The sequence below is a fragment of the Enterococcus sp. ARL09-542 genome (assembly GCF_005234805.1).
Classification (GTDB): Bacteria; Bacillota; Bacilli; order Lactobacillales; family Enterococcaceae; genus Enterococcus_D; species Enterococcus_D gallinarum.
Genome location: NZ_QPQX01000010.1, coordinates 1 through 24805, shown reverse-complemented (window position 1 = coordinate 24805; position 24805 = coordinate 1). Strand labels below are relative to the sequence as shown.

The window sequence follows — 24805 nt, the reverse complement described above, 5'->3', positions numbered from 1 at the left end:
AAAAATTATAAAATCAAACCGATCGCAAAACTAATGACCTGCGCACATGCTCCGACCGCAAGGATCTTTACAGCGCAGACAAAGGTTTCGCGTTTGATTTGTTTATGCATAAATAGTTTTGTCTGTTTCCAGACAAATGGTAAGACGAGAAACGTCAACAACATCGTCCATGGTGCTAAATGCAGAACCACTGCTGTCAAGATCGCTACAAATGCAATAATGTTCAAAAGAACAAATAGCCGTAATCCTTGACTCTTTCCTAAATAATGCACCAATGTATAACGATTGTTGTTTTCATCTTCCTCCAAATCACAAATGTTGTTGGCCAGCATCAAGTTAGCGATCCACAGTGTATTGGGTAGTGCGATTAGAAATATTCCACCCAAGGTCGCGCTATTCCATTGAAAGGTTTCATAAGTATTCAAATATACACAAATCAACGAAATCATGAAGCCCATCGTAAATCCTGAAAAAAACTCACCTAGCGGTAAACTCGATAAAGGCCGCGGACCTGATGAGTAAAAGATACCAATCAAGTAACAATAAAGTCCCATCCAAAACAAGGGCCAACCGACGAAATAGGCCAATACGATACCCATCACCGCCGAAACGACGATCATACCGATCATTAAGCGAAAAACGAATGGAAGCGAGAGCTGCTCGCGTCCGATAATATTTGTTTTTTCTTTGTAATCATGAACTTCTGTTGCGTGATGGTAATCGTTATAATTATCTAAAATATCTACTGCCATGTTGAAGATCAGCATAGCAATAAAGTATAACACCACATAACCTAAATGAATTGAGCCGTAGTTATACCAGCTGTAACAAATTCCGATAAAAAATGGGAGGACACTGGCTGTTTTCGCTTTAAATTCCACAAGCTCCAGAAATACTGGGAGTGTCAAATACTCATCTCCTTTTGATAAATGCACTTAACTAGTCAATAGACTCCCTTTAAGTTAGAATAAGGGCTGAATGACTGGTAGAAAGGGTTTTAATATGTTGAATTTTTGGATCGATTATCCTTCGATCGAGCAAAGACTAAAAACTGTCTGTTCGATCATTGAAGAACGCGTAACTGTTCGTAACAAAGAAATACAAGATGTATTAGTTGATTTTACTTATTCTGGAGGAAAAATGCTGCGTCCAGCATTATTTTTCTTATTCGCTGATCTAGGCGAACCCATTGATGAAAGAAATGATCAATTAACCAAAATTGCTGCTTCATTAGAAATCTTACATATGGCAACCTTGATTCACGATGACATCATTGATGATTCGCCGTTGCGTCGCGGACGCATCACTGTCCAAGCAAAATATGGCAAAGATATCGCTGTTTACACAGGTGACCTGCTCTTCACCCAATTCTTTGAGTTATTGATCGAGAGCATGAATGGCTCTCATTTTTTGGCTACAAATGCCCAAGCAATGAAACGCCTTTTGCTGGGAGAATTAGATCAAATGCACACACGCTACAATATAGATGAATCAATTGCTGATTACTTACAAAGCATCAATGGTAAAACTGCCGAATTATTCTGGCTGGCCTGTATCGAAGGTGCTCATTTTGGCGGTCTCGACTTAGAAAACCAAGAACGGGCTGGTGAGATCGGACGAAACATCGGCATCGCTTTTCAAGTTTTTGATGATATTTTGGACTATACAGCAGATTCTGGAACGTTGAAAAAACCCGTTCTTGAAGACTTGGCACAAGGTGTCTATACATTACCTCTGCTCTTTGCTAAAGAACAAAATCCTGCCGCATTTGAGAGCTATCTGTCCAAAAAAAGCGAGTTGACCACCGAGGAGGCCACAGAGGTTGCTGAATTAGTGCGCCGTTATCATGGCGTCGAAAAAGCCACCGATTTTGCTGTTTCTTATACCGAAAAAGCACTAGCCGACATCGAACTGCTGCCGAACACCCCTAGCAAAGAAAAAATTCGCGAGCTAACGCAACTGCTTTTGCAACGAAATTATTGATCATTCTTTATTCTATCCTCCGCAACTGAAAGCTATTCTGAAAATAAACGAACCAATCGGGTAAACAGTGAAGTGTTTTGAGGAGCGAATGCTCCTCAAAAACTAAGCCGACATTCATGTCGATCACTAGCCGATTTTTTTGTTGTCTTGGCAAAGGTCCCAGTTTGATTACAGTCGCCCTTGATCAATAGCTAATAACTGTTGAAAGTGTTGGTTTTCGACAGCTAACTCAGCAGGCGTACCGCTCATCGTTAATTCTCCATCCTCAATAAAAATGACCTGATCCATCAGTGAGATTCCTTGCAGGTGGTGGGTGATCCAAATAATCGTCTTGTCTTCCAACTCATTGAAAAAAGTTTCCAAAACAGCTTGCTCAGTGATTGGATCTAGCCCAACAGTTGGCTCGTCTAATAAAATAATCGGTGTTTTCTTCAAAAGAATTCGCGCTAATGCCAACCGATGGCGTTCACCGCCGGAAAAACGTAACCCTGCTTCATCAACCATGGTTCGCAAACCTTCTGGCAGAGCTGTCACCATCTCTGATAAGCCTACTCGTTTCAGTACGTCCCAAACTTCTTCTTCTGACGCTTCTTCATTACCAATCCGCAAATTATTTAAAATCGTTGTATGGAACAAATAAGGACTCTGGTTGATGACTCCAATCCATTCGCTAATATCTTCACCAAAACTTGCTACCGGCTCACCATTTAAGGTAATACTACCTTGGGTCGGCAATAAATCTCCCCTGAGCAAAGAAGCAAAGGTACTTTTCCCAGAACCGCTACGTCCCAATATTGCCAGTTTTTGATGCGCAGGAATCGTTAAGCTAAGATTCTTTAGTACCTCTTTTTCAGATGGATAATGGAAACTAACCTGATTCACTTCTAAATTGAACGGTGCACTTATAGCTGATGCTGTCCGTTTTTGTTCCTCTTTTTCTGGTAATGCATTAAAACGATCAATCGAATCTTTGTATATATTGGTTTCTTGTGCCGCTGAAGGTAATGGTGCGAAAGCATCTACCAAAGGAAAGACACAAAGGACAAATGCTGCTATCCAATTAGCTAAGCCACCGTGCTCGCCAGGAAATCGCTGACTTGTCCAGACAATCAACGCAACCGTAATCACCCCGAAGATCACTTGTAAAAGGAAATCTCTTTTTCGATCAAAACGATTGATTTTCTCATCAACGCTTCGTAGATTTGCCGCCAATTGCTTGTGTTCATCGACGTATTCTGCTCCTCGCTGTGAAAATACCCAGTCAGAAACTCCTAGCACATTATCAGTCAATGTTGTATATAATTGATTCTTCATTTGTTTTTGCTTTTCTTGACGAGCGCCATTGATCACAACGGACCAGAGCGGCAGCACAAACACATTTATTCCCAACAACAGCAACATTACCAATGCAAATCCTAACGAAAAGTACCCTAATCCGATAATCAGAAAAGTATACAATAACCAAGCAATCACCGTAGGGAAAATCGTTCGCAGATATAAGTTTTGGATATGGTTGATATCTTCTGCTAATAATCCTAAAATATCGCCAGTTCGATGGGTCTGCTTAAAGAAAACGGCATCTTTTTCGACAACATTGTATAGTTTTAGGCGTAGGTTCGATGTCATTCGCAACACCCAATTATGACTTGTCAGTCGTTCAACATAACGAAAAACTGGTCGGCCGATCCCGAATGCTCGGGTCAGAACGATTGGAATGTATACTAACAAAATATTCTCTGGAATTGAGGCAGAGCGGCTAATCAGATAGCCAGAATTAAACATTAACGCGCCTCCGCAAAAGAATGTCATAAATCCTAAAAACAGCGCTGCTGCAAGAACCTTTTTGTACTTTGAAAGAAAGGGTTTGACCCAGGTATCTGTTTTTAGCGAACGCCAGAGACCGATTTTATTCAAGTTGTTCCCTCCTCATCCCATTGACTAACGCAACGAAAGCGCCATTCTTTGCTTGCAGTTCTGCCAATGTCCCCCGCTCAACAATTCTGCCTTGATCCATTACTAGGATTTGATCCATCTCTTCCATCCAGTGCAAGCGATGTGTCGCAAAGAAGACTAGATGGTTCTCCATCAACGGAAGCATCCGTTCTTTCAATTCTACTTCTGTTTCAATATCTAAATGGGCAGTTGGCTCATCAAATAATAAAATTTTTCGATGCTGGTCTAAGAAAGCACGAGCCAACGCAATTCGTTGCGCCTGTCCACCGCTTAGATGGCGTTCTCCTTCACCTAGCATTGTATCGATTCCTTGCGGCAATTCTTGAACTAATTTCGTTAAACCTGCAACTTCGATTGCTTGCCACACTTGTTCTTCAGTAGCATTTGGCTGATAGAAAGCCACATTTTCTCGCAAAGTCATCCGATAGATATAGGGGTTTTGGGGAATATAAACTAGTTGCTGCTGCCAATCCGACTGTCTTAATGCAGTCATTTTTTGGCCATCAAAAGTAATTTCGCCTTCTTTCGGAATCAAAAAGCCGCTTAAGTTATTGATCAGCGTTGATTTTCCAGAGCCACTCATCCCAATGATCCCAATTTTTTGAAATCCTTGGACCTCCAATGCAATATCTTTCAAAACAGACTTTTCTCCATAATCAAAAGATAACGAATGAATCGATAGTTGCGAATCAGCTTGCCATTGAGGTAAACTTACTGGATCAATGGCTGCTTCTGGCTCAGATAAAATCGTAGATACAGCGGTCATTGCATTTTTCCCATCTAAAGTCGCATGGTAATCACTTGAAAAATCGCGAATTGGTAAAAAATACTCCGGAGATAAAATCAAAATCGTTAGTGCTGGAAATAACAAGATTTCTTCATTGATCAAACGCAGCCCCAGTAAAACCGCAACCACAGCGATGGACAATGTTGTGAAAAAATCCAATGCAAAAGTGGAAAGAATTCCGACTCTCAACGACCCCATCGTTGCTTTACGAAAACGTTCGCTAGAAGCGAAGATACTTTTTCCATATTTTTTGCTGATCCCAAAAAGTTTCAAGGTGTCGATTCCACGTAATGAATCAATAAAGTGGTTGGACAATAATTGAAATGTGCGGTATTGTTTTTCAGCTTTACTTTGGGCGGCATAGCCTAGGATGATCATAAAAATAATGATCAGTGGAAAAACCAGCAATAAAACCAGACCTGAGATCCAATCCAAGTAAAATACTAAAGCCAAAATCACCCAAGGAATGATCGACATGTTCATAATTTTTGCCAAAATAAGTTGTAAATAGTTTTCTACCTGACTAATGCCTTCCAATACCATCGTTGTAATGTTTCCGGTACCTTGTTGCTGAACGATTTGTGGTCCTACACGAAAAATCTTTTCTAGCAGTTGATTACGTAATTCAGTAGCTTGCTGGTAACTATAGCTGTCTAATTTCTTTGTCCGAAAATAAACAATGGCCTGGCGACCTAAAAACGAACAAAAGAACAGTAGAATCCAGCCCCACTGCTCTTCTAACGATTGTCCTTCCCATAATCCAGTGATCCCACTAGCAAGACCATAGGCTTGTCCAATGATGAAGAGAGCTTGCAGGAAAGAAAGTCCTGCAAGCAATCCCATTAACCGTTTCATTCCGGGAAGCTCTATGATTTGTTTGTCGATCATTAATAACCCTCCGTCAGCTCAGTATGACTAATTCGTTTACGGAAAATATAGTAGGTCCATGCTGTATAAGCCAAAACAAACGGCAAGATTGTCAGTGATAAATAACTCATGATCTTCAATGTGTAGTGACTAGAGGAAGCTTCTGCAATCAACAAATCATAACTAGGGTCGATTGAGCTGATCAATACTCGTGGGAACAAACCAGAGAACAACAATCCGACTAGCGCCACCATGGTCAAACCACTAGCAATAAATGCCACCATTTCTTTCCCTTTAAATACAGAGATATTCGCTATCAGCGTCAAAGCCACAATCACAATCAGCAAAAGAAGCGTCGAAGCAAAATGTTTTTCAAAGAAATCTGTTTTGAAATAAAGTAGCGCGGCAAACGCCACCAAACCAAAATATAGCACACCATAAAAGGCACTCGCATAATTTCGGGCACGGTCACGGATCGGACCAGTAGTTTTTAGTGCAATATAATTCAATCCATGTAAGTAGCAAAGCAAAGTTAAGGCAATCCCGCCAACTACAGAGAAGAGATTGACGTAGTCACCGAAGTGCGCAGACATATTTCCCTCTGCATCAATTGGCATGCCTTGGACCATACTTGTAAACAAGAGTCCGAACATAAAAGGCACCAATGTACTGCCAATGGTTAATGTCCAATTCCACATATTTTTACGGTCTTCAGGCATTTTTGCCCGAAACTCAAAGGAGACACCGCGTATAATCAATCCGACTAGTATCAATAACAAAATCAAATAATAACCACTGAACAAAGAGGCATACCAGTAAGGGAAAGAAGCAAACATCGCGCCACCTGCGGTAATCAACCAAACTTCATTCCCGTCCCACACTGGTCCGATCGTATGCACGATCTGATCTTTTTCCTGTTCATTATGGGTCAATGTCTGGACAGACATCCCCACACCAAAGTCAAATCCTTCTAAAAAGAAGAAGCCGGCAAACAAAATGCCAATCAATACATACCACATTAGTTGCAATCCGGTCATCCTTCAAACGCCTCCTTATCAAATGGATCTTCTTCTGCTTCGTGCAGCGTTCCTTCCATCTGGTTGTTTTCAGGACCATGTCCTAACTCTCGCCGAATCAAATAAACCATTGTTAATGCCAAACCAGAGAAAAGAACAAAGTAAACAATATTTGAGATAACAAGCGAAGTTGCCGATACATTTGGCGAAACACTATCTTCAATCGTAAATAAACCATAGACTGTCCATGGATAGCGACCCAATTCCGTAATCAGCCACCCTGCTGTATTTGCAATGAATGGGGTAAATAATGTTATAGCCACTACCCAAAGCATCCAACGTTTCTCAAATAGCGAAGGCTTCTTCTTACGCGTAAAGAATAACCCCAATGAAGAAACCAACAACATCAATGCACCGAAACCTGCCATGATCCGGAAGCTCCAAAACAATGTGTTGACCGGAGGAAAATAGTTCCGATCTCCGTAACGTTCGATCAAATCTTGATTCACTGTGTTCATTCCGTCAATCGAACCAGATGGTTCGTTAAATGCAAGGATACTCAACATATAAGGAATCTCAACACCAAAAACCCGTTTGTGTTCTCGTTCATTTGCCCATGCAACTACAGTCCATGCCGCAGGATCTCCGGTATCTTCATACGTACCTTCCATTGCTGCAAATTTCATTGGTTGTTCTTCAACCAAATACTTCATTTGTTCGTCACCTGCGATCAACACCGTAATTGAACCAAACAAAGCTACTGCAAAACCGATCCGCATTGATTTTTTGAAAAAATCACGGTCAACTTTCTTGTCTTTTTTCAACAATTGGAAAGCTGACATTCCTGCAATCAGAATTCCTCCCATGGCAATTGCTGCAGTAATAACATGAAGGAACTCATACCAGACTTGTGGGTTAGCTAACAGGGCTCCGAAGTCAGTCATCTCAGCACGACCATTGTTCAATGTGTATCCAACTGGATGTTGCATAAAACTATTGGCAGCTAAAATCCAGAAAGCAGAGAGCATCGAGCCAATAGTAACTAACCAAAAGAACGTCATATGCAGTTTAGGGCTGACTTTATCCCATGTGAAAATCCACAACCCTAAGAAAGTTGATTCCAAAAAGAAGGCTAGCAATGCTTCTAACGCCAAAGGAGCACCAAAAATATCCCCAACAAAACGAGAATAATCAGACCAGTTCATTCCAAATTGAAATTCTTGAATGATCCCAGTTACCACTCCTACCACAAAACTTAATAGAAAAATATTTCCCCAGAACTTTGTCATTCGGCGATATTTTTCATCTTTTTTGATCACATAAAGTGTCTCCATGATTGCAACAACGACACCAGTTCCGATCGAAAATGGTACAAAGAAAAAGTGAAAAATCGTCGTCATCGCGAACTGGATTCGTGCTAATGTTACAATATCCATTTTACATCCCCCTATTTCTAAAAAAATACATTAAAATCATTCTAAATAAAGAAAAATTCCAAATACGAATATACTCCTCTCTTAAGTAAAAAAGAAGTAACTTGCCTACTATTTTTATTTTTTAATCGCTTACTCTCCATTCTTTAAAATTGAAACGTTTTCACAAACAAAATGCTCTACATTTCTATGTTTTAATCTTATCACCATCATATGGTAAAGACCAATTATTCGAATAGATGAGGGGAAACAATTTTTCCTACTCCGTTCTCTTACTTCTTTAATCGGCTCGAAATAATTTTTATTAATCCAAACGTTCTAAGAGAAACTCATCCGCTTCACAAAATAGAGTCGCTATTTTCGAAAATATTGCATTTGATGTAACTATCTTCTGTAAAAATGCTTCACGTGAAACATTTCAGAAGAAAACCACAACGCCCTTCTAAATTTGCAAAATTTTCCATATCATCAAAAATATGTTGGTCCCCTTTTAGTTGGAAAGAAAGAGTCAGCCATTCTTAGAAAATTTAGTTTTATTCCGCTTACCAAGTGCAATTATTAAAGTTTTTCTGATTAAAATTTTTATGATGTGTTATCTATTATTTTTAGATTTTTTACTCTATTCAGACAATCTATTTTTTCAGCAAAATAACCGCACAACGATAATCCGTGTTGTGCGGCTATAAAAAAACGAGTATTAATCTTACGCTAAATCTTCTCCATTTGAAGCAATCACTTGTTTATACCAATCGAAGGATTTTTTCTTTGATCGATCCATTGTGCCATTGCCTTCATCATCAAAGTCCACGTAGATAAAGCCATAGCGTTTGCTCATTTCTCCGGTTGACGCGCTAACGAGGTCAATACATCCCCATGGTGTATATCCCATCAGGTCAACACCATCTTCAATCGCTTCACCCATTGCTTCGATATGACGACGTAAGTAATCAATGCGGTAATCGTCTTCGATTTTGCCATCTTCACTAATAGTATCGATAGCTCCTAAACCATTTTCCACGATAAATAATGGTTTCTGGTACCGATCATACAATTCATTCAACGCAATGCGCAGTCCTTCTGGATCGATTTGCCAGCCCCATTCACTTGCTTCCAAGAATGGATTGCGGACACCACCCAACAAGTTACCTTGTACTTCATCAGCTTCTTCTGTTGTGATATCCACTGCAGAAGACATGTAATAGCTAAATCCAATATAATCGACGGTATACTTAGCAATCAATACTAAATCTTCTTCGGTAATATCAAGATCTTCCTTCTTGACCCCATGCTCTTTATACAAGCGATCAGTAAATGCTGGATATTTCCCACGTACTTGCACGTCGGCACAGTAGTAGTTGAAGGCTTGGTTATGGGTCATTGTTGCTACTTGGTTGACTGGGTTTGCATCAATGCTATAGGTCGTTGCATAAATGATCATGCAACCAATTTGTAACTCAGGATTCAATTCATGCCCAATTTTTACTGCTTTACTGCTGGCAACAAATTGGTTGTGCCACGCTTGGATCACGTTTGTAAAGTCGCTAGCACCCGTACTGTTGACCATTCCTTGGCTCAATGCGGAGAAATGGAAAGCTGAATTGATTTCATTGAAAGTCATCCAGTATCTGACTTTACTATGGAAACGTTCCAAAACGACTTTTGCAAAACGCTCATAGAAATCGATCAATGCTCGATTTTTCCAGCCACCGTATTCTTTGGCTAAATGCAAGGGCATTTCATAGTGGGAGATCGTAACCACTGGCTCGATCCCGTATTTCAAACATTCATCAATCAACGCATCGTAAAATGCTAACCCAGCTTCGTTCGGTGTCGTTTCATCACCTTTTGGAAAAATACGTGTCCAAGCGATTGAAAAACGATAGCTCTTGAAGCCCATTTCCGCAAACAACGCAATGTCTTCTTTGAAACGGTCATAATGGTCGATCCCGCGATGATTTGGATAGGTGTATTTGTCCTCATCGATCGTCCAATCAAACGTATCACTGCCTAAAATCGCTAAACGCTGTTTGCCACCAGGCATTGCATCCGCCACTGACAAGCCTTTGCCATCGCGATCGAACGCCCCTTCTAATTGATTCGCTGCGGTCGCGCCGCCCCATAAGAAATTTTCTGGAAATTTTGCCATTTGCTCGTTCTCCTTTGCCTAATTTATTTTAACAAAGTCATATGTTTGCAAGTAACTGAAACAATAACTTTGCTGCTTAACATTCTAAGAAATACCCGAAAAAAATAAAAAACCTAAATAAGAGCCGCTACAAAGAGCGTTTTCTCATTTAGGTTTTGCCTGATCGAGTCAGTAACAATCCAACTTGGGTTTTTCTGTTTTTACTATAGCATTAAGCAGTCAGATTGTCATCATAAAATCGGTTTCTTTTAAACTGTTCATGTTATGGTCCACCTGTACTTCTCTCATAACAGAAAATTATTCCTATCACTTTATAAACATTCGTAATGGTTGTATTAAAATCCATTAAATATGGATTTTAATACAATTTAACTTTCTTCTTAATTTAAAAATTTTAAAAATAAAATAACTATTTAGCTAAAAGTAAAAGACTTTTGGCAGCGATGTTGATTTCCTTCACGATCTCTCCACGTGGCTCTATACCTGCTCCAAAATTATCTGCAACGATCCACCATTTCTCTTGCTTGAATTCTTCCCTATTTACCAAAATGTCTTTATTGCTGCTGTTCACCAAAACAGCTAATGATTGCCATGTATCATTGTAACCATTATTCGGAATAATATATGCAAGGAAATTTTCATTGTTACTCTCAATAAACTGAATACTTTCAGCTGTTCGAATCGTGGCATCTCTCAATGGAGGATAGAATTTACGGATCTGCCACATACCTTGATAAAATGACCGCAACTCATTAAAAGTTTGTGCGCGTTTCCAGTCTAGCTGATTAATTTCTATCGGTGAACGGAAAGAATTTTCGTCTCCTTGTTTGGTACGGCCAAACTCTTCGCCTGCTTGGGTCAATACTGCTCCTTGGCTAGTAAACAAAATGGCTGCTGCTAGTTTGTTGCGGGCTAAAAGCTCAGGATCAAAATCATAATTTCTTTCCTTCGCTGAAGCCTGCATGGTTGCCACCAGTTTGTCCCATAAGGTCAAATTATCATGGACTGAAGCATAGGCGATCACTTGGCGGGGAGATTTTGCCCAGCGCTCGGCGCCTTCTTGTTCAGCAACTTTCGTATTTCCTTGAATCGCCGTTGCCAAATTTGCCGCATAAAAGGTTTGCTTGACTTGCGGTTGACCATTCATTCCTTGAATAAAAGCTCCGTCTGTTTCTTCAAAGACATCACCTTTGATACTGTCTCTTAAATCATTGCTAAAAACCGCAACGCCTTCTGACAGTGCCCAGACATTACTTTTATTCGCTGGGATGTTTGGCTGGATGATACGATTGCTGCCGGCATCCCATGGTTCTCCGTATAGAATAACATGAGAGAAACCTTCCGAATCCAGGCTTGCACGCAGTTGATTCATCGTCTCCACATCGATCAGTCCCATCAAATCAAAACGAAATCCATCAATTTTGTACTCCTTAGCCCAATAAAGGATTGAATCAATAATAAACTTGCGCATCATTTTACGTTCTGAGGCAATTTCGTTGCCACAGGCAGAGCCATCAGCGAAATTTCCTTCTTCATCCTGACGGTAGTAATAGTTTGGCACAGTCTTATTAAACCAAGAAGATTCTGTGACTGCAGTATGATTAAAAACGACGTCCATTACTACACCAATAGATTCCTCATGGAGAGACTGAATCATTTGTTTGCATTCCCGAATGCGGGCTTTGGGATCCTTCGGGTCTGAAGAATACTTTCCTTCCGGAACGTTATAATTCTTAGGATCATATCCCCAGTTGTAGGCTGTAGACAGCTCGTCATTATCAAAATCAAAGATTGGCAACAGATGAACATAGTTAATCCCCTGCTCTTTCAAATAGGCGAGCCCTGTTGGCTGCCTTTCATCTCCTTCAAGATGCGTATTCTTTTCAGTAAACGCTAGATATTTTCCACGATTTTTTTCTGAGATGCCGCTAGTTTTAGAACTACTGAAATCTTCCACATGTAATTCCCAAATGTAAGCGTCTGTAATCGTATCTTGGCCAACACATTCTGTCTGCGACCATCCCTCAGGATCCGTTTCTTTTAAATCAACGATAGCCCCACGATCCCCATTGAGACCGACAGCTTTCGCATAAAGATCAACCACTTCAACCTTCTCTTGTCCTCGCTGGATTTCAAACGTATAGAACATTTCTTTGACTTCATCCGTAACTGTGACCTTCCAACAATTATTTTCTTGCTTCATTGGAACTGTCATCACACGATCCTTGTCTTTAACCTCTCCGCTTTGATAAATAATGACTGAAACTGCATCAGCCTCTGGCGTCCAGCATTTAAAGGTTATCGCATGCTCTTGAAAGGTTACGCCAAGGTCGTTTCCTTGGTAAGTATGCTCTTCCAAAAAACAGATTCGCTGATCGATTTGAGCTTTTTTATCTGAATAATTATCTGTTTGACCCATCAAGATTCCTCCATCACTTGTTTCTTTTTAGTCATAAAACACCTTACTTTTTGCTAATTCTACCTTCTCATATTTCTTGAAAATTGCCAACAATAAACCCATACTATTCGTTTACAAGAAAATGAATGAGCCAAGAATTTTTATAAAGCAAGAAGCCTATCAAGTAATGAAAAAAATTAAAAAACAGTTTATCGTTATTTTAAAAACCAGCTTCGATGACTGATTGTGGTAATATTTCTCGATAAATATACATAGGATCAATCAGTGTACGATAAAAATAGTCTTTAATATCTTGTAAAAATTCTTCTATTGCTTGCATATTCTCTCCCCGTACATAAGTAAGAACGAGACCAGAAAAGAAAATCAAACTTTCATTATGCAATTTTTCAATGTCTTCGCAATTTGCTTTTTGATATACTTCGGATTCAGCCATTGTCTCTATAAACAATGACAATGATTGATCTCTTAAATAGGAACCACACCCTATATCATTCAAAAATAACGCAAAAAATAAGTTCCTATTTTGGCTGGCAAACAAATAATAGTTAAGCCAAAACGTATACAATGGATCATCCTCTATCTCCTTTTTCAAAGAAAGCTCGTGAATCTCTGCCAAAACATCATCAATCATTGCCTGTTTATAATTTTGCATATTCGAAAATTGCAAATAGATCGGTTGTGTAGAAATCTTTGCATATTTCGCAATTTTTCTAACAGTGATGGGAGTATACAAATATTCTTCTAAATGACTGCGTAACCTATTGATTAAATATTTCTTTGTGATTGTTTGTTTTCTCATTATTAACTCCTTTCCTGATAAACACACACTCTCTTACTAACTTCTTTCGTAGCTGGACTGAGTATCGTGTGTCTTTTATCAAGCAACTTTTCCAACAGCAATTACCTAACACAACAACTATGCGTTTGTCTAAAATCCTAACAACTTTTTATTAGTAATACTTTACCAAAAGAATCTAATATAAAATAATCAATATTTTCACCGTACGATGAATTTTAAGTAAGGAAAAATGACTGGAAGCAAAAAAAATAGGCGCAACCTGGAAGTTACTACGTCTTGAGACTGATTTCCACAAATCGACTTGCAAAACTATACTATGTTTTATATAGTATTATGTATAAGGTGGTGTAGTCATTGGATAGTCAACTGAAAAAAGGGATTATCGAATTCTGTGTGTTAGCTTTTTTACAAAGAGGAGACTCTTATGGATATGAAATCGTTAAAAATATTGCTCCTCTATTGCCAATCTCTGAATCAACTTTATACCCTATCTTGAAACGCTTAGAGGCAAATAAAAAAGTTTCGACTTATTCAAAAGAACATAATGGCCGGCTGAGAAAATATTATCAAATCACTGCTCATGGTCAAAATAGTATCCATGAATTTTTGACTATTGATTGGCCTCATTTAGAAAAAATTCATCATTATATTAAAGGAGACAACTGACATGGATCGCATAACATTTATTAAAAGTTTAGCAGCTGAATTAGCCTATAAGACCAAACCAAGTGAGATTCATCATCTTATTGATTATTATGATGAAATGATCCAAGATTTGATGGAAGAGGGACTCTCTGAAGTTGAAGCTGTAGCCAGATTAGGGACTCCTCAAAGTATTGCTCAAAGTGCATTAGGTGCCGAAGAAATTGTCGTAAAAGTTCCTCGGCGTTTTCATCCATTCTTATTAGTGATAATTTTTCTAGGATTTCCTCTGTGGGGAAGCTTACTGTTAACCGTTCTATTGTTGATGCTTAGTGGTTTGATAGTTATTTGGTGCCTTCCATTCAGTACAAGTGTTATTGGCATAACTTCACTGATTGGCGGCATTGCAAGTGTTGTTTTAAGCCCTTTACTACTATCTCAAGGTCTTCACTTTTCTATCACCCAGCTAGGTCTAGGCGTCACGATGTTCGGAATAGGGTTAGTATGTATGATTTTTACTTATATGCTTAGTAAACCCATCTTAGGTTGGACGCAACAGTTTATTCATTTGCCTAAAGCGTTATACAAAAACTTTCAAAAGCAGGTGGTAAGATGATCAAAATAAATAAACGTTTGCTGCTAATGATAGGCGGGGCATTCATTTTTCTAGGGCTATTCATTTGTTTTTTAGGGTATGCATCATCAGGGTTTTCTCCTGAAGCATACATCGTATCTGACCGTCCTTGGTACCAACTTTTCAATTTTTTTACAGATTAAAATATGTTCAAAGCAATGATTTCACCGAGCAATGAAATTGTTGAACTATACTTTTCTTCCTATGCATACTATTATGTAAGTACATCCTGTATCCTATTTTATAGGGTAAACAAGAAACGCCATACCATCCTATGGTGTTTTTTGTTTGTTATTTAACAAATATATTTAGATAAAAAGCCACTTCTGAGTTCAACCTCAGAAGTGGCCCTTTGTATAAATTCTATTGAATTTCTTGTACCGTACCTATGGGAAATAATTTTCTAAATAATCGTCGTACAATTGGTCCGGCAATCAATAATTGTAACGGTAAAGCAACAACTACATTCTTACCAATATTAGATAACCATGTCATTAATAGTCCTTGATTTACATTCGGATGCATTACAGCACCAAAAAGTGACATAAAGAAAACCATGCCAGCAATCATCATTGATGAGATTAGACCAATCTTTTTCCAAGCTGGGGTATCTTTTTCAATAAAACGGAAAGCAAATGCTTTCGCAGGACCTGAGACAATAAACCAATCTAAAATAAACGCAATACATATAGCAAATGGCAGTTCATTCCAAGCCAATTGAAAAGCTATTGCAGTAATTCCCACCTCATACATTAAATTGTAGACACTCATGAAGTACACCATAAAAAAACACATAAATGTCGTATAGATCAAACTTTCTTTTTTGTTAATCGGCATTTAAAACTTCCTTTCTTTTTTACATACTTGATTATTCTAACAAAATAAAAATTTTGGTGTAAGGATTTTTTTGAAAAGTTTCAAATAAAATTCAGTTTTATTTTTCAAACATTTCTATTGACTCTTCAAAAAGAAGTCAGTACAATAGCTTTTAGATTAAATCGTACAGATAACAAGCAGTAATGCTTGTCGAGAGAGAGGCGGTTTCTATTTATTTAGAAACTGGCTCTTTTTTTATGAATTTTTTTAGAGGTGATAATATGGAGAAAAAAATAAAATTGTTAGGCGCTATTATAGCAACCGGTATTATGTCATTTGCTGGGGTATTGATCGAAACAGCTATGAATGTAACATTTCCGACTTTGATTAATCAATTCAATCTTTCTACTTCAAATGTGCAATGGGTTACAACAATCTATTTGCTGGTGATATCGATCATCGTACCAATTTCTACTTTTCTGTTGAAACAATTTCAAATTCGAACATTATTTTTGGCTGCTAACGGGTTGTTTTTAGCAGGATTACTGATTGATTTCCTCTCCCCTTCCTTTGCTATCCTATTACTTGGTCGTTTACTTCAAGGGGCAAGTACAGGAATTGCTTTACCGTTGATGTTTCATATCATCCTTACGTACTCTCCTTTGGAAAAAAGAGGAACTATGATTGGAATCGGAAATTTAACTACTTCAATTGCACCGGCGATTGGTCCTACTTACGGAGGTTTATTGACTTCTCTCTTGAATTGGAACTACATTTTCCTCTTCTTAATACCCGTCTTATTGGTCTCATTGGTTTTAGGTCTTTATTCAATACCTAAAATTGCAATTGAAAAAACTGGTCGTCTGGATTTGTGGAGTGTTTTGGGTATCACTTTTATGTTTAGTGGCTTTTTGCTTTTCTTAAACCAAATTGGTTCTCTTACGAGCATATTTCCATTAGCACTTGGTATTTTAGGTGCAGCTCTTTTCTATAAACGTTCCTTGCAATCTGAGCCTTTGATTCGCTTATCTGTATTCAAAAATCGTTCTTTCCGATTATTCTTATTCGGATTTCTTGTCTGTCAGTTTCTTTTACTTGGAATCTCATTTGTCTTGCCAAACTTTGTTCAAATAGTCCTTGGTCAGGACGCATTCACTGCTGGATTGGTTATGTTGCCTGGTGCGATTGTAGGTGCTGTTCTAGCTCCTCTTTCAGGCCGTATGTTGGATAGCATCGGACCTAAAAAACCGATTATGATTGGTCTTGTATTGATTACTTTTGGCTGGTTAGCGTTGGCCTTGCTATTGCACCTGACGTTTTTGTGGGCGTTTATTGCTGCCCATGTCTTTTATATGATCGGAATCGGTTGTTCGTATAGCAATATGATGACTATGGGGTTAAGTAAAATTGACCAACATTTGGCCGCCGATGGAAATGCCGTCTTCAACACACTGCAACAATTTTCTGGCGCTGTCGCAACAGCTTTAGTTGCGACAATGATCGACCTTGCTCAAAAAGTAAGTCCCGATTATATTTCCGGAACAATTTTAGGGTCACAAATCGCTTTATTCTTCCTATGGGTGCTAGTATTGCTAGTCGTATTTCTAACTTTGCGCTACTTTTATAAAGAACGTGTACGCCAAACAAAATAACCCTTTAAGAAAAATAAAACAAAAAAATACGGCTCATGAATGGAATGATAGCTTCCTTTCATGAGCCTACTCTTTTTTATTTAGCGGACTTCAGCAGCCCCTACTCGATCATGCGCGTGTACACTGCCGGTTTTGTTGATTGTCAGCTGATTGATCTTTTCAGCGTTCGTAAGAACCGTAACAACATCTGTTTTCTTTCCAGCTTTGGTAACAGCTTCTAGATCCATCTCAGCAATCAATGTATCTACTGTGACAGCATCACCTTCCGACACTTTGACAGTGAATGGTGCGCCTTTTAATTCAACGGTATCTAATCCCATATGAACTAAGACCTCTGCCCCACCAGGAGTCAAAATTCCAATTGCATGTTTTGTTTCAAAAATACTTGAAACCGTCCCTGCAACAGGAGCATAGATTTTTCCGTTACTTGGACGAACTGCATAGCCATCACCCATCATTTTTTGTGAAAAAACAGGGTCTTCCACTTCACCGATTGCAATGATTTGACCATCTGCCGGTGCATAAAGCATTTCCTCAGTTACAGTAGTCTCTTTTGAAATAGTTTGAGATGGAGTGTTTGCTACACCAGCACTTGCACCTGCTGTTGCCAGTCCTTCTGCATACGCATTGTCTTCAACACTATTGACTGAATCAATTTTATTAAAGATTCCTTGACGGCGAAAAACTATGGTTAAAATAAACGGTACAACTATTGCAATCAGCATTGCCATCCCAAAAGCTAACAAACCTCCGCCTTCTGTTGCGTTGATGGCTAAAATACCAGGTAATCCACCGACTCCTATTGCATTTGCTCGCACACCCATTAAATTATTAAACATACTTGCAATACCTGAACCAATCATTGCAGCTACAAATGGATAAACATATTTTAAGTTGATCCCAAACATTGCAGGTTCTGTCACTCCCAAGTAACAAGAGATTGTTGCTGGAATTGAAACTTGTTCTTCTTTTTCATTCCCTCGATGTAAAAATACAATCGCTAATACAGCAGAACCTTGTGCAATATTAGATAGCGCAATCATCGGCCATAAATTTGTCGTACCAAATGATGAAATCAACTGCATATCGATTGCATTTGTCATATGATGAAGTCCAGTAATAACTAATGGTGCATACAGGGCTCCAAAAATCAGACTAAACAACCAGCTGACGGAAGAAGTCAAGCCTGTATTAACAACGTTAGAAATAATGTCTCCTAACCACCAGCCAATCGGTCCTAAAACAACATGTGCAGCTAAAATTGTTGGTAATAAAGAGAATAACGGAACAAAAATCATTGAAATCGCTTCTGGTATATGCTTCCTAAAAAAGATTTCTAAATATGCTAACATAAAACCAGCCAACATCGCTGGTATAACTTGTGCTTGGTAACCAATTTTATCAATTTGTGCAAATCCAAAATCCCAAAATGGAATATCAGCAGCTGCTGTACTAGCAACAGAATAAGCATTTAACAACTGTGGAGAGACTAATGTAATCCCTAAAATAATACCAAGAATTTGAGTTGTTCCCATCTTACGAGTAATACTCCATGTGATACCTACTGGAAGAAAATGGAAAATTGCTTCCCCAGGTAGCCATAAGAAATCATTAACTCCACTCCAAAATACAGATTGGGAAACAATTGTTCCACTACCAAAATCAATTCCTTCCAAAACATTACGGAACCCCAGAATAAGTCCTCCAACAATAATAGCTGGTATAATTGGTGTAAAAATCTCTGCCAAAACTGCAATAGCCCGTTGAAACGGATTTTGATTCTTTTTTGCAATCGCTTTACTTTGTTCTTTAGAAACTCCTTCAATCCCAGATACCGCTGTAAAATCATTGTAAAACGTTGGAACATCATTTCCGATAATCACTTGAAACTGCCCAGCATTTGTAAACATCCCTTTAACACTTGGAATATCTTCAATGGCTTTCTCGTTTGCTTTCGACTGATCATTCAGTACAAATCGCATCCGCGTCGCACAGTGAGTCACAGCTGCAATATTTTCTTTACCGCCTACATACTCCAGCAATTTCTCAGCATCATCCCGATACTTCCCCATAATAATAAACCCCTTCCATTTAAACTTGTATATATATGTTTTTATTTCATGCTAATCATAACTTTATATTTACAATATTGCAAGCGTTTCATTCTATATTTTTTTCACTAAAGACATTTGTGAAAAATAATCATTCAGAACATGCTTTATTTTTGTTGGTACAAAAGGATTTTCATTCAAAAAAATAAACTTTGAGCAAATAAAAAAAACAAATCACTTTCATTTAACTTTACACAATAATTTAAAAAAACAGCCTTATTAAATTGAAAAAGCTTACAATATCGGTTATAATCATTTTGCATGTATAGACAAGTAGAAAGGAGAGAATACTGTGAACAAAATTGAGATCACTAATGATCAATGGCTATTGGCCGACCACATGGGTGCTATATTCACGTTTACAGGGACCACCAATGAACGAATAGCAGCATTAAAGAAACAATTGGAAAAGAATCAAGAGGGAGGAATCCTTTCCGACTCATTCGTCTTTACTAACGAAGAAGGAACCTTTTCATTAGATCAATGGTTAACCGAAAAATTAAATCGAGCGTTTGTATGTGGAACTGAAGAAAGCTTTGAAGAGAAGCGTTTGGAGATTCCTTGGCAATTAGAATATTATGGCTATACTCCTGGCAAAGATGAGTACTCCGTTGAATCACTATTAACAGTAGGAAATGGCTTTATAGGGTTGCGTGGTACTACACCAGAAATGGAGATTTCCGATGCCAATTATCCTGGGCTTTATTTAGCAAGTCTCTATAATACGGCGGAGTCAGAGGTGTCTGATCGTACCATTACAAATGAGGACTTCGTCAATGCACCAAATCTGCAAAAAATTTATTTAGTCATTGATAACGAAAAAATCGATATCGCACAAAATACACTTTTATCTTTTAAGCGTCAATTAAATTTAAAAACTGGATTATTTACCTCCTTCGCTGAAATCGAAACACAAACAAAAAAGCAATTAAGAATTGAAACACAAAAAATTGCTAATATGGGAAATAGTCATCACTACTCCATCCTTTACCGCTTTACTCCACTTAATTTTACCGGAGAAATCGACGTGATAAGTGAAGCAGATGGTTCGGTCTACAATTATAATGTCGCACGCTATCGAAGCTTGACAAACAAGCACTTGACCATTCAAACAACGGAGTATTTTAAGAGCAAAGCTCTACTCATTGCCCGTACAAATCAGTCTGACATTACGGTTTGCCAAGCATCACAATTATTTTCTGATGACTTTTCTCTTGAAACATTAAAATCAGAAAAAACGGCAGAAAAAGTAATTCAAAAATTAACAATTTCTGTGGAGAAAAATAGAACTTATACTTTAGAAAAATCAGTTACTGTTGCTAAATATCAAATGGGAGAACAAACAACTACTAGCAAGCTGGCACTTCTTTCACTACCACGGTTTAAAGAAATGTATGCTGAATCCAAAGAAGCTTGGCGCAAACTATGGGAGAATGCAGCCATTACCATTGATGGGGATCTCATGTCACAAAAAATGCTGAATCTTCACACATACCATCTATTAGTGTCAGCAGCACCCAACGCCTATGAGCAATCTCTTGATGCTAGTATCACAGCCCGTGGTCTCCATGGTGAGGCTTACCGTGGTCATATTTTTTGGGATGAATTATTCATCTTACCTTTTTATATTCTTCATTTTCCTAAAACCGCCAGAGAGATCTTACTTTACCGCTATCAGCGCTTAACGGCAGCCAAGAAAGCAGCCAAAGAAGCCGGATACCAAGGAGCAATGTTTCCATGGCAATCTGGTTTAGATGGAACAGAACAGTCACAAGAACTTCATTTGAATCCTATCAGTGGTGAGTGGAAAGAAGACCATAGCCGATTGCAACGTCACGTTTCTTTAGCGATTGCCTATAATGTATGGCAGTACTGGCATAACGTTCGTGACCGATCTTTTATGGAGCAATACGGTTTAGAATTAATTTTAGAAATTGCTCATTTTTGGCAGAGTGCTGCTACTTTGGATTCTCTCACAGGCCGTTACTCAATCGAAGGTGTCATGGGACCGGATGAATTTCATGAAAGCTATCCCAACAGTCAAAAAGGTGGGTTGAAAAATAATGCATATACTAATATGATGGTAGTGTGGTTGTTTGAAGAAGTGGAAAAATTACGCAACCAACTTTCACCAGAAATCTTTCAAAGTGTAGCAGCTAAAGTGCAGCTTTCAGAGGACAATTTCTCACAAATGACCGATATTCGTAAAAATTTATGTTTAGAAATTAATCCCGAAGGAATTATTGCACAATTTGAAGGCTATTTTGATTTAAAAGACTTAGACTGGGATCATTATAGAGAAAAATATGGGAACATTTATCGTATGGATCGTATTTTAAATGCTGAAGGAAAAAGCGCCGATGCATACAAAGTTGCCAAACAAGCTGACAGCCTAATGATTTTTTACAATTTTTCAACAGCGCAAGTGCATCAAATTTTAGATGATCTTACTTACCGCTTACCCGAAGATTATGTAGAAAAAAACTTGCATTATTATTTGGCAAGAACTTCTCATGGCTCTACACTCTCTCGAGTTGTACATGCTCAATTGGCAGCAATGGTTGACCAGCAAGATCTCGCTTGGTCTTTATATCAAGAGGCTCTCTATTCAGATTACCGCGATATTCAAGGAGGAACCACTGCCGAAGGAATTCATGCGGGTGTAATGGCGGCAACTCTCTATATTCCGCTAACGACATTTGCGGGAATCGATTTTCGGGAAGATGTGATGCGTATTGATCCAAATCTGCCTAAGCAATGGCAAAATATTCAATTTAATATTCAAGTCAGAGGTATTAATTATCACTTTAATGTTACACATGAAACATTGACAGTTGTAGCTGACCAAAATACAACGATCATTCTTTCTGGTGCTACTCATGAATTAAAAGCCAATAAAGAACAATCTATCAACTATTAAAGGAGAGTAACATAATGAAAAAAGGGTTTGTTTTTGATTTAGATGGTGTGATTACAGACACAGCCAAATATCACTATATCGCATGGAAAGAACTAGCCGCTGAAATCGGTATTGAAATCGACTTAAAATTCAACGAACAACTAAAAGGGATTAGTCGTATGGATTCCTTAGAGCGTATTTTAACATTAGGAAATAAAAATGATGCTTATAGTTCAGAAGAAAAAGATGCTTTAGCAAGCAAAAAAAACACTCACTATGTTCAATTACTTCAAAGTCTGACTCCGGATGACCTTCTTCCGGGTGTCAAAACTTTTCTAGAAGAAGCAAAACACAAGGGGATTCCTTGTGCTATCGCATCGGCATCTAAAAATGCGCCATTTATTTTAGATAAATTGGGTGTCATGCAGGATTTTGATGTAATCGTTGACCCAGCCACACTTTCTAAAGGTAAACCAGATCCAGAAATCTTTATCCAAGCTGCAAAAGGGCTGAACATTAAACCTAGTGATGCAGTTGGTTTTGAAGATGCCCAAGCAGGTATTGATGGCATTAAGGCAGCTGGCATGTATGCAGTTGGTGTCTATTCTGGTGAAGAACTGCATGGAGCTGACACAATCGTCGAAAAACTGACGGATCTTTCAATTGATGAATTATTGGCCAAATAGCCGATTGCTTTTCAAAAATGCCCTCGCTATAATAGGCAAGAGGAGGCAATCCCATGAATAAATTCAAAGAGATATTTTTGGATCTTGAACAAAAGATACTGTCAAACGAATACCCGCCACACTCTCTTTTACCTAGTGAGAACCAATTAATCAAAATGTACAGTGTTTCTCGTGAAACGGTTCGAAAAGCCTTGAATCTTTTAAAAAATGCTGGCTACATTCAAAAAAAACAAGGAAAAGGTTCAATCGTTTTAGATCTGAATCGTTTTGACTTTCCTATTTCTGGTCTAACTAGTTTTAAAGAATTACAAGATACTCAACGTATTCCTAGTGAAACAAAAGTAGTTGAAATTCGTAAGATCGCCGTTTCACCAAAATTACATGGTATTACTGATTGGCCAGTTGCTTCTGAAGCTTGGAAATTGGTACGTCAAAGAAAGATTGATGGTGAAGTTGTCATTCTAGATAAAGATTATTTAGATGCTTCGATTATTGAAGAATTGCCTGAACGTCGAGCACAAGACTCGATCTATGATTACTTTGAAAATGATCTTGGACTTGAAATTGCCTATGCACAAAAAGAAATTACCGTGGATCCAGTCAATAAAGAATTAAGAGATTTAATGGACCTTCATCCTGATGATCAACATGTTGTTACTGTACGTAGTTTGGTTTATCTTGAAGACACACGCTGTTTTGAATACACTGAATCGATACATCGCTTAGATAAATTTCGATTTGTAGACTTTGCGCGCAGAAGAAAAATCTAACCTCTCTTAAGTACTAGGCGGCTTTGATTAATTTTAATCCTGCTAACGAGGGCTAAACTATTTGATAAAAAAGAACCTTGGCTTTAAAAGCTGTAGTGACCCCAAAAAGTTAGACTTTTATGGAGTGGAGAAATCCACTCCTTTTTTGTAGGATAAGATTAACTGTTAGACAGCTGTTTTTACAGCTTCTCGAAACTGAACCGGACTTCGCCAATTTAATTTCTTTTTGATGCGTTTATGGTTGTAATAATAGATATATTGGTCAATTTTTGTTTTCAATTCATCTAAACTCCGATAGACTTCTCCGTGAAAAATCTCTTGCTTTAATAAACCAAAGAAGTTTTCCATAGGTGAGTTATCTAAACAATTCCCTTTACGAGACATACTCTGGAAGATTTTATGCTGCTTCAATTTATTCTTATAAGCATTCATTTGATAGGCCCATCCTTGATCTGAATGGAAGGTTCTACGAAATGGACAATCATTTGTCATCTGGATTGCTTCTTCTAATCCTTCCATTATGGCTAGTGCGTTTGGTTTTTCAGAAATCCGATAAGATAGAATTTCACTATTGTAGAAATCCATGAAAGGATCTAAATACAGCTTTTTCTGACGAACGACACCTGTGGTGTCTACTTCATAATACTTAAACTCTGTGGTATCAGTTGTAATTTTTTGGTGACAGATATTTGTATAAAACCGACGATGAATACGATTTTTGGCGACAGTGCCAACCTTCCCACGATAAGAATTGTACCGTCGAGATTTTCGAGTGTAAGACTTTACTTCGATACCTAGTTTTTTTATCAGACGTTGAATCTTCTTTTTATTGACATGAATCCCTTGATTCTCTAATTCTTTTTTTAGTCGCAGACAGCCGTAATCTTTATGATCTTTGCGAATTTCAAGCATTTTTTCTTCAATTTCTTGGTCTGGGTTTGGTCTGTCAAACCGTTTCTGCCAATACATATAGGTTGCTTTAGGAAATTTCAATGTTTCAAGAAGCTCAACTAGTTTGAATGATCCTCGGAGGCTGGCGATGATTCGTGCGATTGATTCTTGCGTCTTTGCTGGGCTTCCTGTTTTCGCAGCTTCCTCAACTCTTTTAAAAAGGCATTCTCAATTTGAAGGGATCGGACTTGCTTTTCTAATGCCTTGATACGATCGCGTTCTTCAGTTGTTGTATTTTCTT

19 protein-coding genes and 1 pseudogene are annotated in these 24805 nt (G+C 38.2%); 8 read left to right on the top strand and 12 right to left on the bottom strand.

Translation table 11 applies throughout. The features are described from left to right. Positions 1 to 5: 5 nt before the first annotated feature. Positions 6 to 908 carry a prenyltransferase gene (locus DVW06_RS11345; RefSeq protein ID WP_003129007.1) on the bottom strand — a complete coding sequence of 301 codons (903 nt, stop codon included), beginning with the start codon at positions 906 to 908 and terminating at the stop codon, positions 6 to 8. 94 nt (positions 909 to 1002) lie between these two features. Here DVW06_RS11345 and DVW06_RS11340 point away from each other — a divergent pair, with 94 nt between their 5' ends. Continuing rightward, a complete protein-coding gene (locus DVW06_RS11340; RefSeq protein ID WP_003129005.1) occupies positions 1003 to 1983 on the top strand; it encodes a polyprenyl synthetase family protein in 981 nt (326 codons plus the stop codon). Positions 1984 to 2151: 168 nt separating this feature from the next. Here DVW06_RS11340 and cydC read toward each other — a convergent pair whose 3' ends face one another. The 7 genes from cydC to DVW06_RS11305 form a co-directional block, all read right to left on the bottom strand. Then, positions 2152 to 3897, bottom strand: coding sequence for a thiol reductant ABC exporter subunit CydC (cydC, locus tag DVW06_RS11335; RefSeq protein WP_029487346.1), 1746 nt, complete (start codon positions 3895 to 3897; stop codon positions 2152 to 2154). Beyond that, positions 3890 to 5611 (bottom strand): thiol reductant ABC exporter subunit CydD, encoded by a 1722-nt coding sequence (gene cydD, locus DVW06_RS11330; RefSeq protein WP_005473021.1) that lies wholly within the window; start codon positions 5609 to 5611, stop codon positions 3890 to 3892. Before cydD ends, cydC begins: the two co-directional genes overlap by 8 nt. Continuing rightward, positions 5611 to 6627 carry a cytochrome d ubiquinol oxidase subunit II gene (gene cydB, locus DVW06_RS11325; protein ID WP_003129001.1) on the bottom strand — a complete coding sequence of 339 codons (1017 nt, stop codon included), beginning with the start codon at positions 6625 to 6627 and terminating at the stop codon, positions 5611 to 5613. The genes cydD and cydB overlap by 1 nt, the downstream gene beginning before the upstream one ends. Further along, complete coding sequence (locus DVW06_RS11320; RefSeq protein ID WP_003129000.1) at positions 6624 to 8042, bottom strand: cytochrome ubiquinol oxidase subunit I; 1419 nt, start codon at positions 8040 to 8042, stop codon at positions 6624 to 6626. Before DVW06_RS11320 ends, cydB begins: the two co-directional genes overlap by 4 nt. A 700-nt stretch (positions 8043 to 8742) precedes the next feature. Then, complete coding sequence (locus DVW06_RS11315) at positions 8743 to 10185, bottom strand: glycoside hydrolase family 1 protein (RefSeq protein WP_005473025.1); 1443 nt, start codon at positions 10183 to 10185, stop codon at positions 8743 to 8745. Positions 10186 to 10594: 409 nt separating this feature from the next. After that, positions 10595 to 12604: a type I pullulanase gene (gene pulA, locus DVW06_RS11310; RefSeq protein WP_005473027.1), complete on the bottom strand. Its 2010-nt coding sequence runs from the start codon at positions 12602 to 12604 to the stop codon at positions 10595 to 10597. A 199-nt stretch (positions 12605 to 12803) separates the two neighbouring features. Continuing rightward, positions 12804 to 13403, bottom strand: a complete 600-nt coding sequence (locus DVW06_RS11305; RefSeq protein ID WP_003128997.1) for a TetR/AcrR family transcriptional regulator — start codon at positions 13401 to 13403, stop codon at positions 12804 to 12806. A gap of 354 nt (positions 13404 to 13757) precedes the next feature. Here DVW06_RS11305 and DVW06_RS11300 point away from each other — a divergent pair, with 354 nt between their 5' ends. The 3 genes from DVW06_RS11300 to DVW06_RS17220 are packed head-to-tail and all read left to right on the top strand — an operon-like array spanning position 13758 to position 14822. Continuing rightward, positions 13758 to 14069: a PadR family transcriptional regulator gene (locus tag DVW06_RS11300; protein ID WP_005473029.1), complete on the top strand. Its 312-nt coding sequence runs from the start codon at positions 13758 to 13760 to the stop codon at positions 14067 to 14069. A 1-nt stretch (position 14070) separates the two neighbouring features. Continuing rightward, positions 14071 to 14661: a DUF1700 domain-containing protein gene (locus DVW06_RS11295; RefSeq protein WP_005473031.1), complete on the top strand. Its 591-nt coding sequence runs from the start codon at positions 14071 to 14073 to the stop codon at positions 14659 to 14661. Further along, the gene (locus DVW06_RS17220) at positions 14658 to 14822 is read left to right on the top strand and encodes a hypothetical protein (RefSeq protein ID WP_005473033.1); all 165 of its coding nucleotides are present in this window, start codon (positions 14658 to 14660) and stop codon (positions 14820 to 14822) included. The genes DVW06_RS11295 and DVW06_RS17220 overlap by 4 nt, the downstream gene beginning before the upstream one ends. A gap of 220 nt (positions 14823 to 15042) precedes the next feature. On the opposite strand, the gene DVW06_RS11290 is transcribed toward DVW06_RS17220, so the two are convergent. Continuing rightward, positions 15043 to 15516: a DUF2798 domain-containing protein gene (locus DVW06_RS11290; RefSeq protein ID WP_005473035.1), complete on the bottom strand. Its 474-nt coding sequence runs from the start codon at positions 15514 to 15516 to the stop codon at positions 15043 to 15045. Positions 15517 to 15776: 260 nt separating this feature from the next. On the opposite strand from DVW06_RS11290, the gene DVW06_RS11285 reads away from it, so the two are divergent. After that, entirely contained in the window at positions 15777 to 17147 is a 1371-nt protein-coding gene (locus tag DVW06_RS11285; RefSeq protein ID WP_029487350.1) for an MFS transporter, read from the top strand. Between the two features lie 80 nt (positions 17148 to 17227). Here the strand turns inward: DVW06_RS11285 and treP are convergent, their stop codons facing one another. Next, positions 17228 to 19219, bottom strand: coding sequence for a PTS system trehalose-specific EIIBC component (gene treP, locus DVW06_RS11280; RefSeq protein WP_003128990.1), 1992 nt, complete (start codon positions 19217 to 19219; stop codon positions 17228 to 17230). A 331-nt stretch (positions 19220 to 19550) separates the two neighbouring features. Between treP and DVW06_RS11275 the strand changes: the two genes are divergently transcribed. The 3 genes from DVW06_RS11275 to treR are packed head-to-tail and all read left to right on the top strand — an operon-like array spanning position 19551 to position 23613. After that, positions 19551 to 22178, top strand: coding sequence for a glycoside hydrolase family 65 protein (locus DVW06_RS11275; protein WP_005473039.1), 2628 nt, complete (start codon positions 19551 to 19553; stop codon positions 22176 to 22178). Positions 22179 to 22192: 14 nt separating this feature from the next. After that, positions 22193 to 22843, top strand: a complete 651-nt coding sequence (pgmB, locus tag DVW06_RS11270; RefSeq protein ID WP_003128987.1) for a beta-phosphoglucomutase — start codon at positions 22193 to 22195, stop codon at positions 22841 to 22843. Positions 22844 to 22896: 53 nt separating this feature from the next. Continuing rightward, positions 22897 to 23613, top strand: coding sequence for a trehalose operon repressor (gene treR / locus DVW06_RS11265; protein ID WP_003128986.1), 717 nt, complete (start codon positions 22897 to 22899; stop codon positions 23611 to 23613). 165 nt (positions 23614 to 23778) lie between these two features. Here treR and DVW06_RS11260 read toward each other — a convergent pair whose 3' ends face one another. Continuing rightward, positions 23779 to 24654, bottom strand: a complete 876-nt coding sequence (locus DVW06_RS11260) for an IS3 family transposase (RefSeq protein ID WP_238696183.1) — start codon at positions 24652 to 24654, stop codon at positions 23779 to 23781. Further along, a pseudogene (locus tag DVW06_RS17530) lies at positions 24624 to 24805 on the bottom strand (hypothetical protein); the annotation flags it as partial. The gene DVW06_RS11260 and the pseudogene DVW06_RS17530, both read right to left, overlap by 31 nt.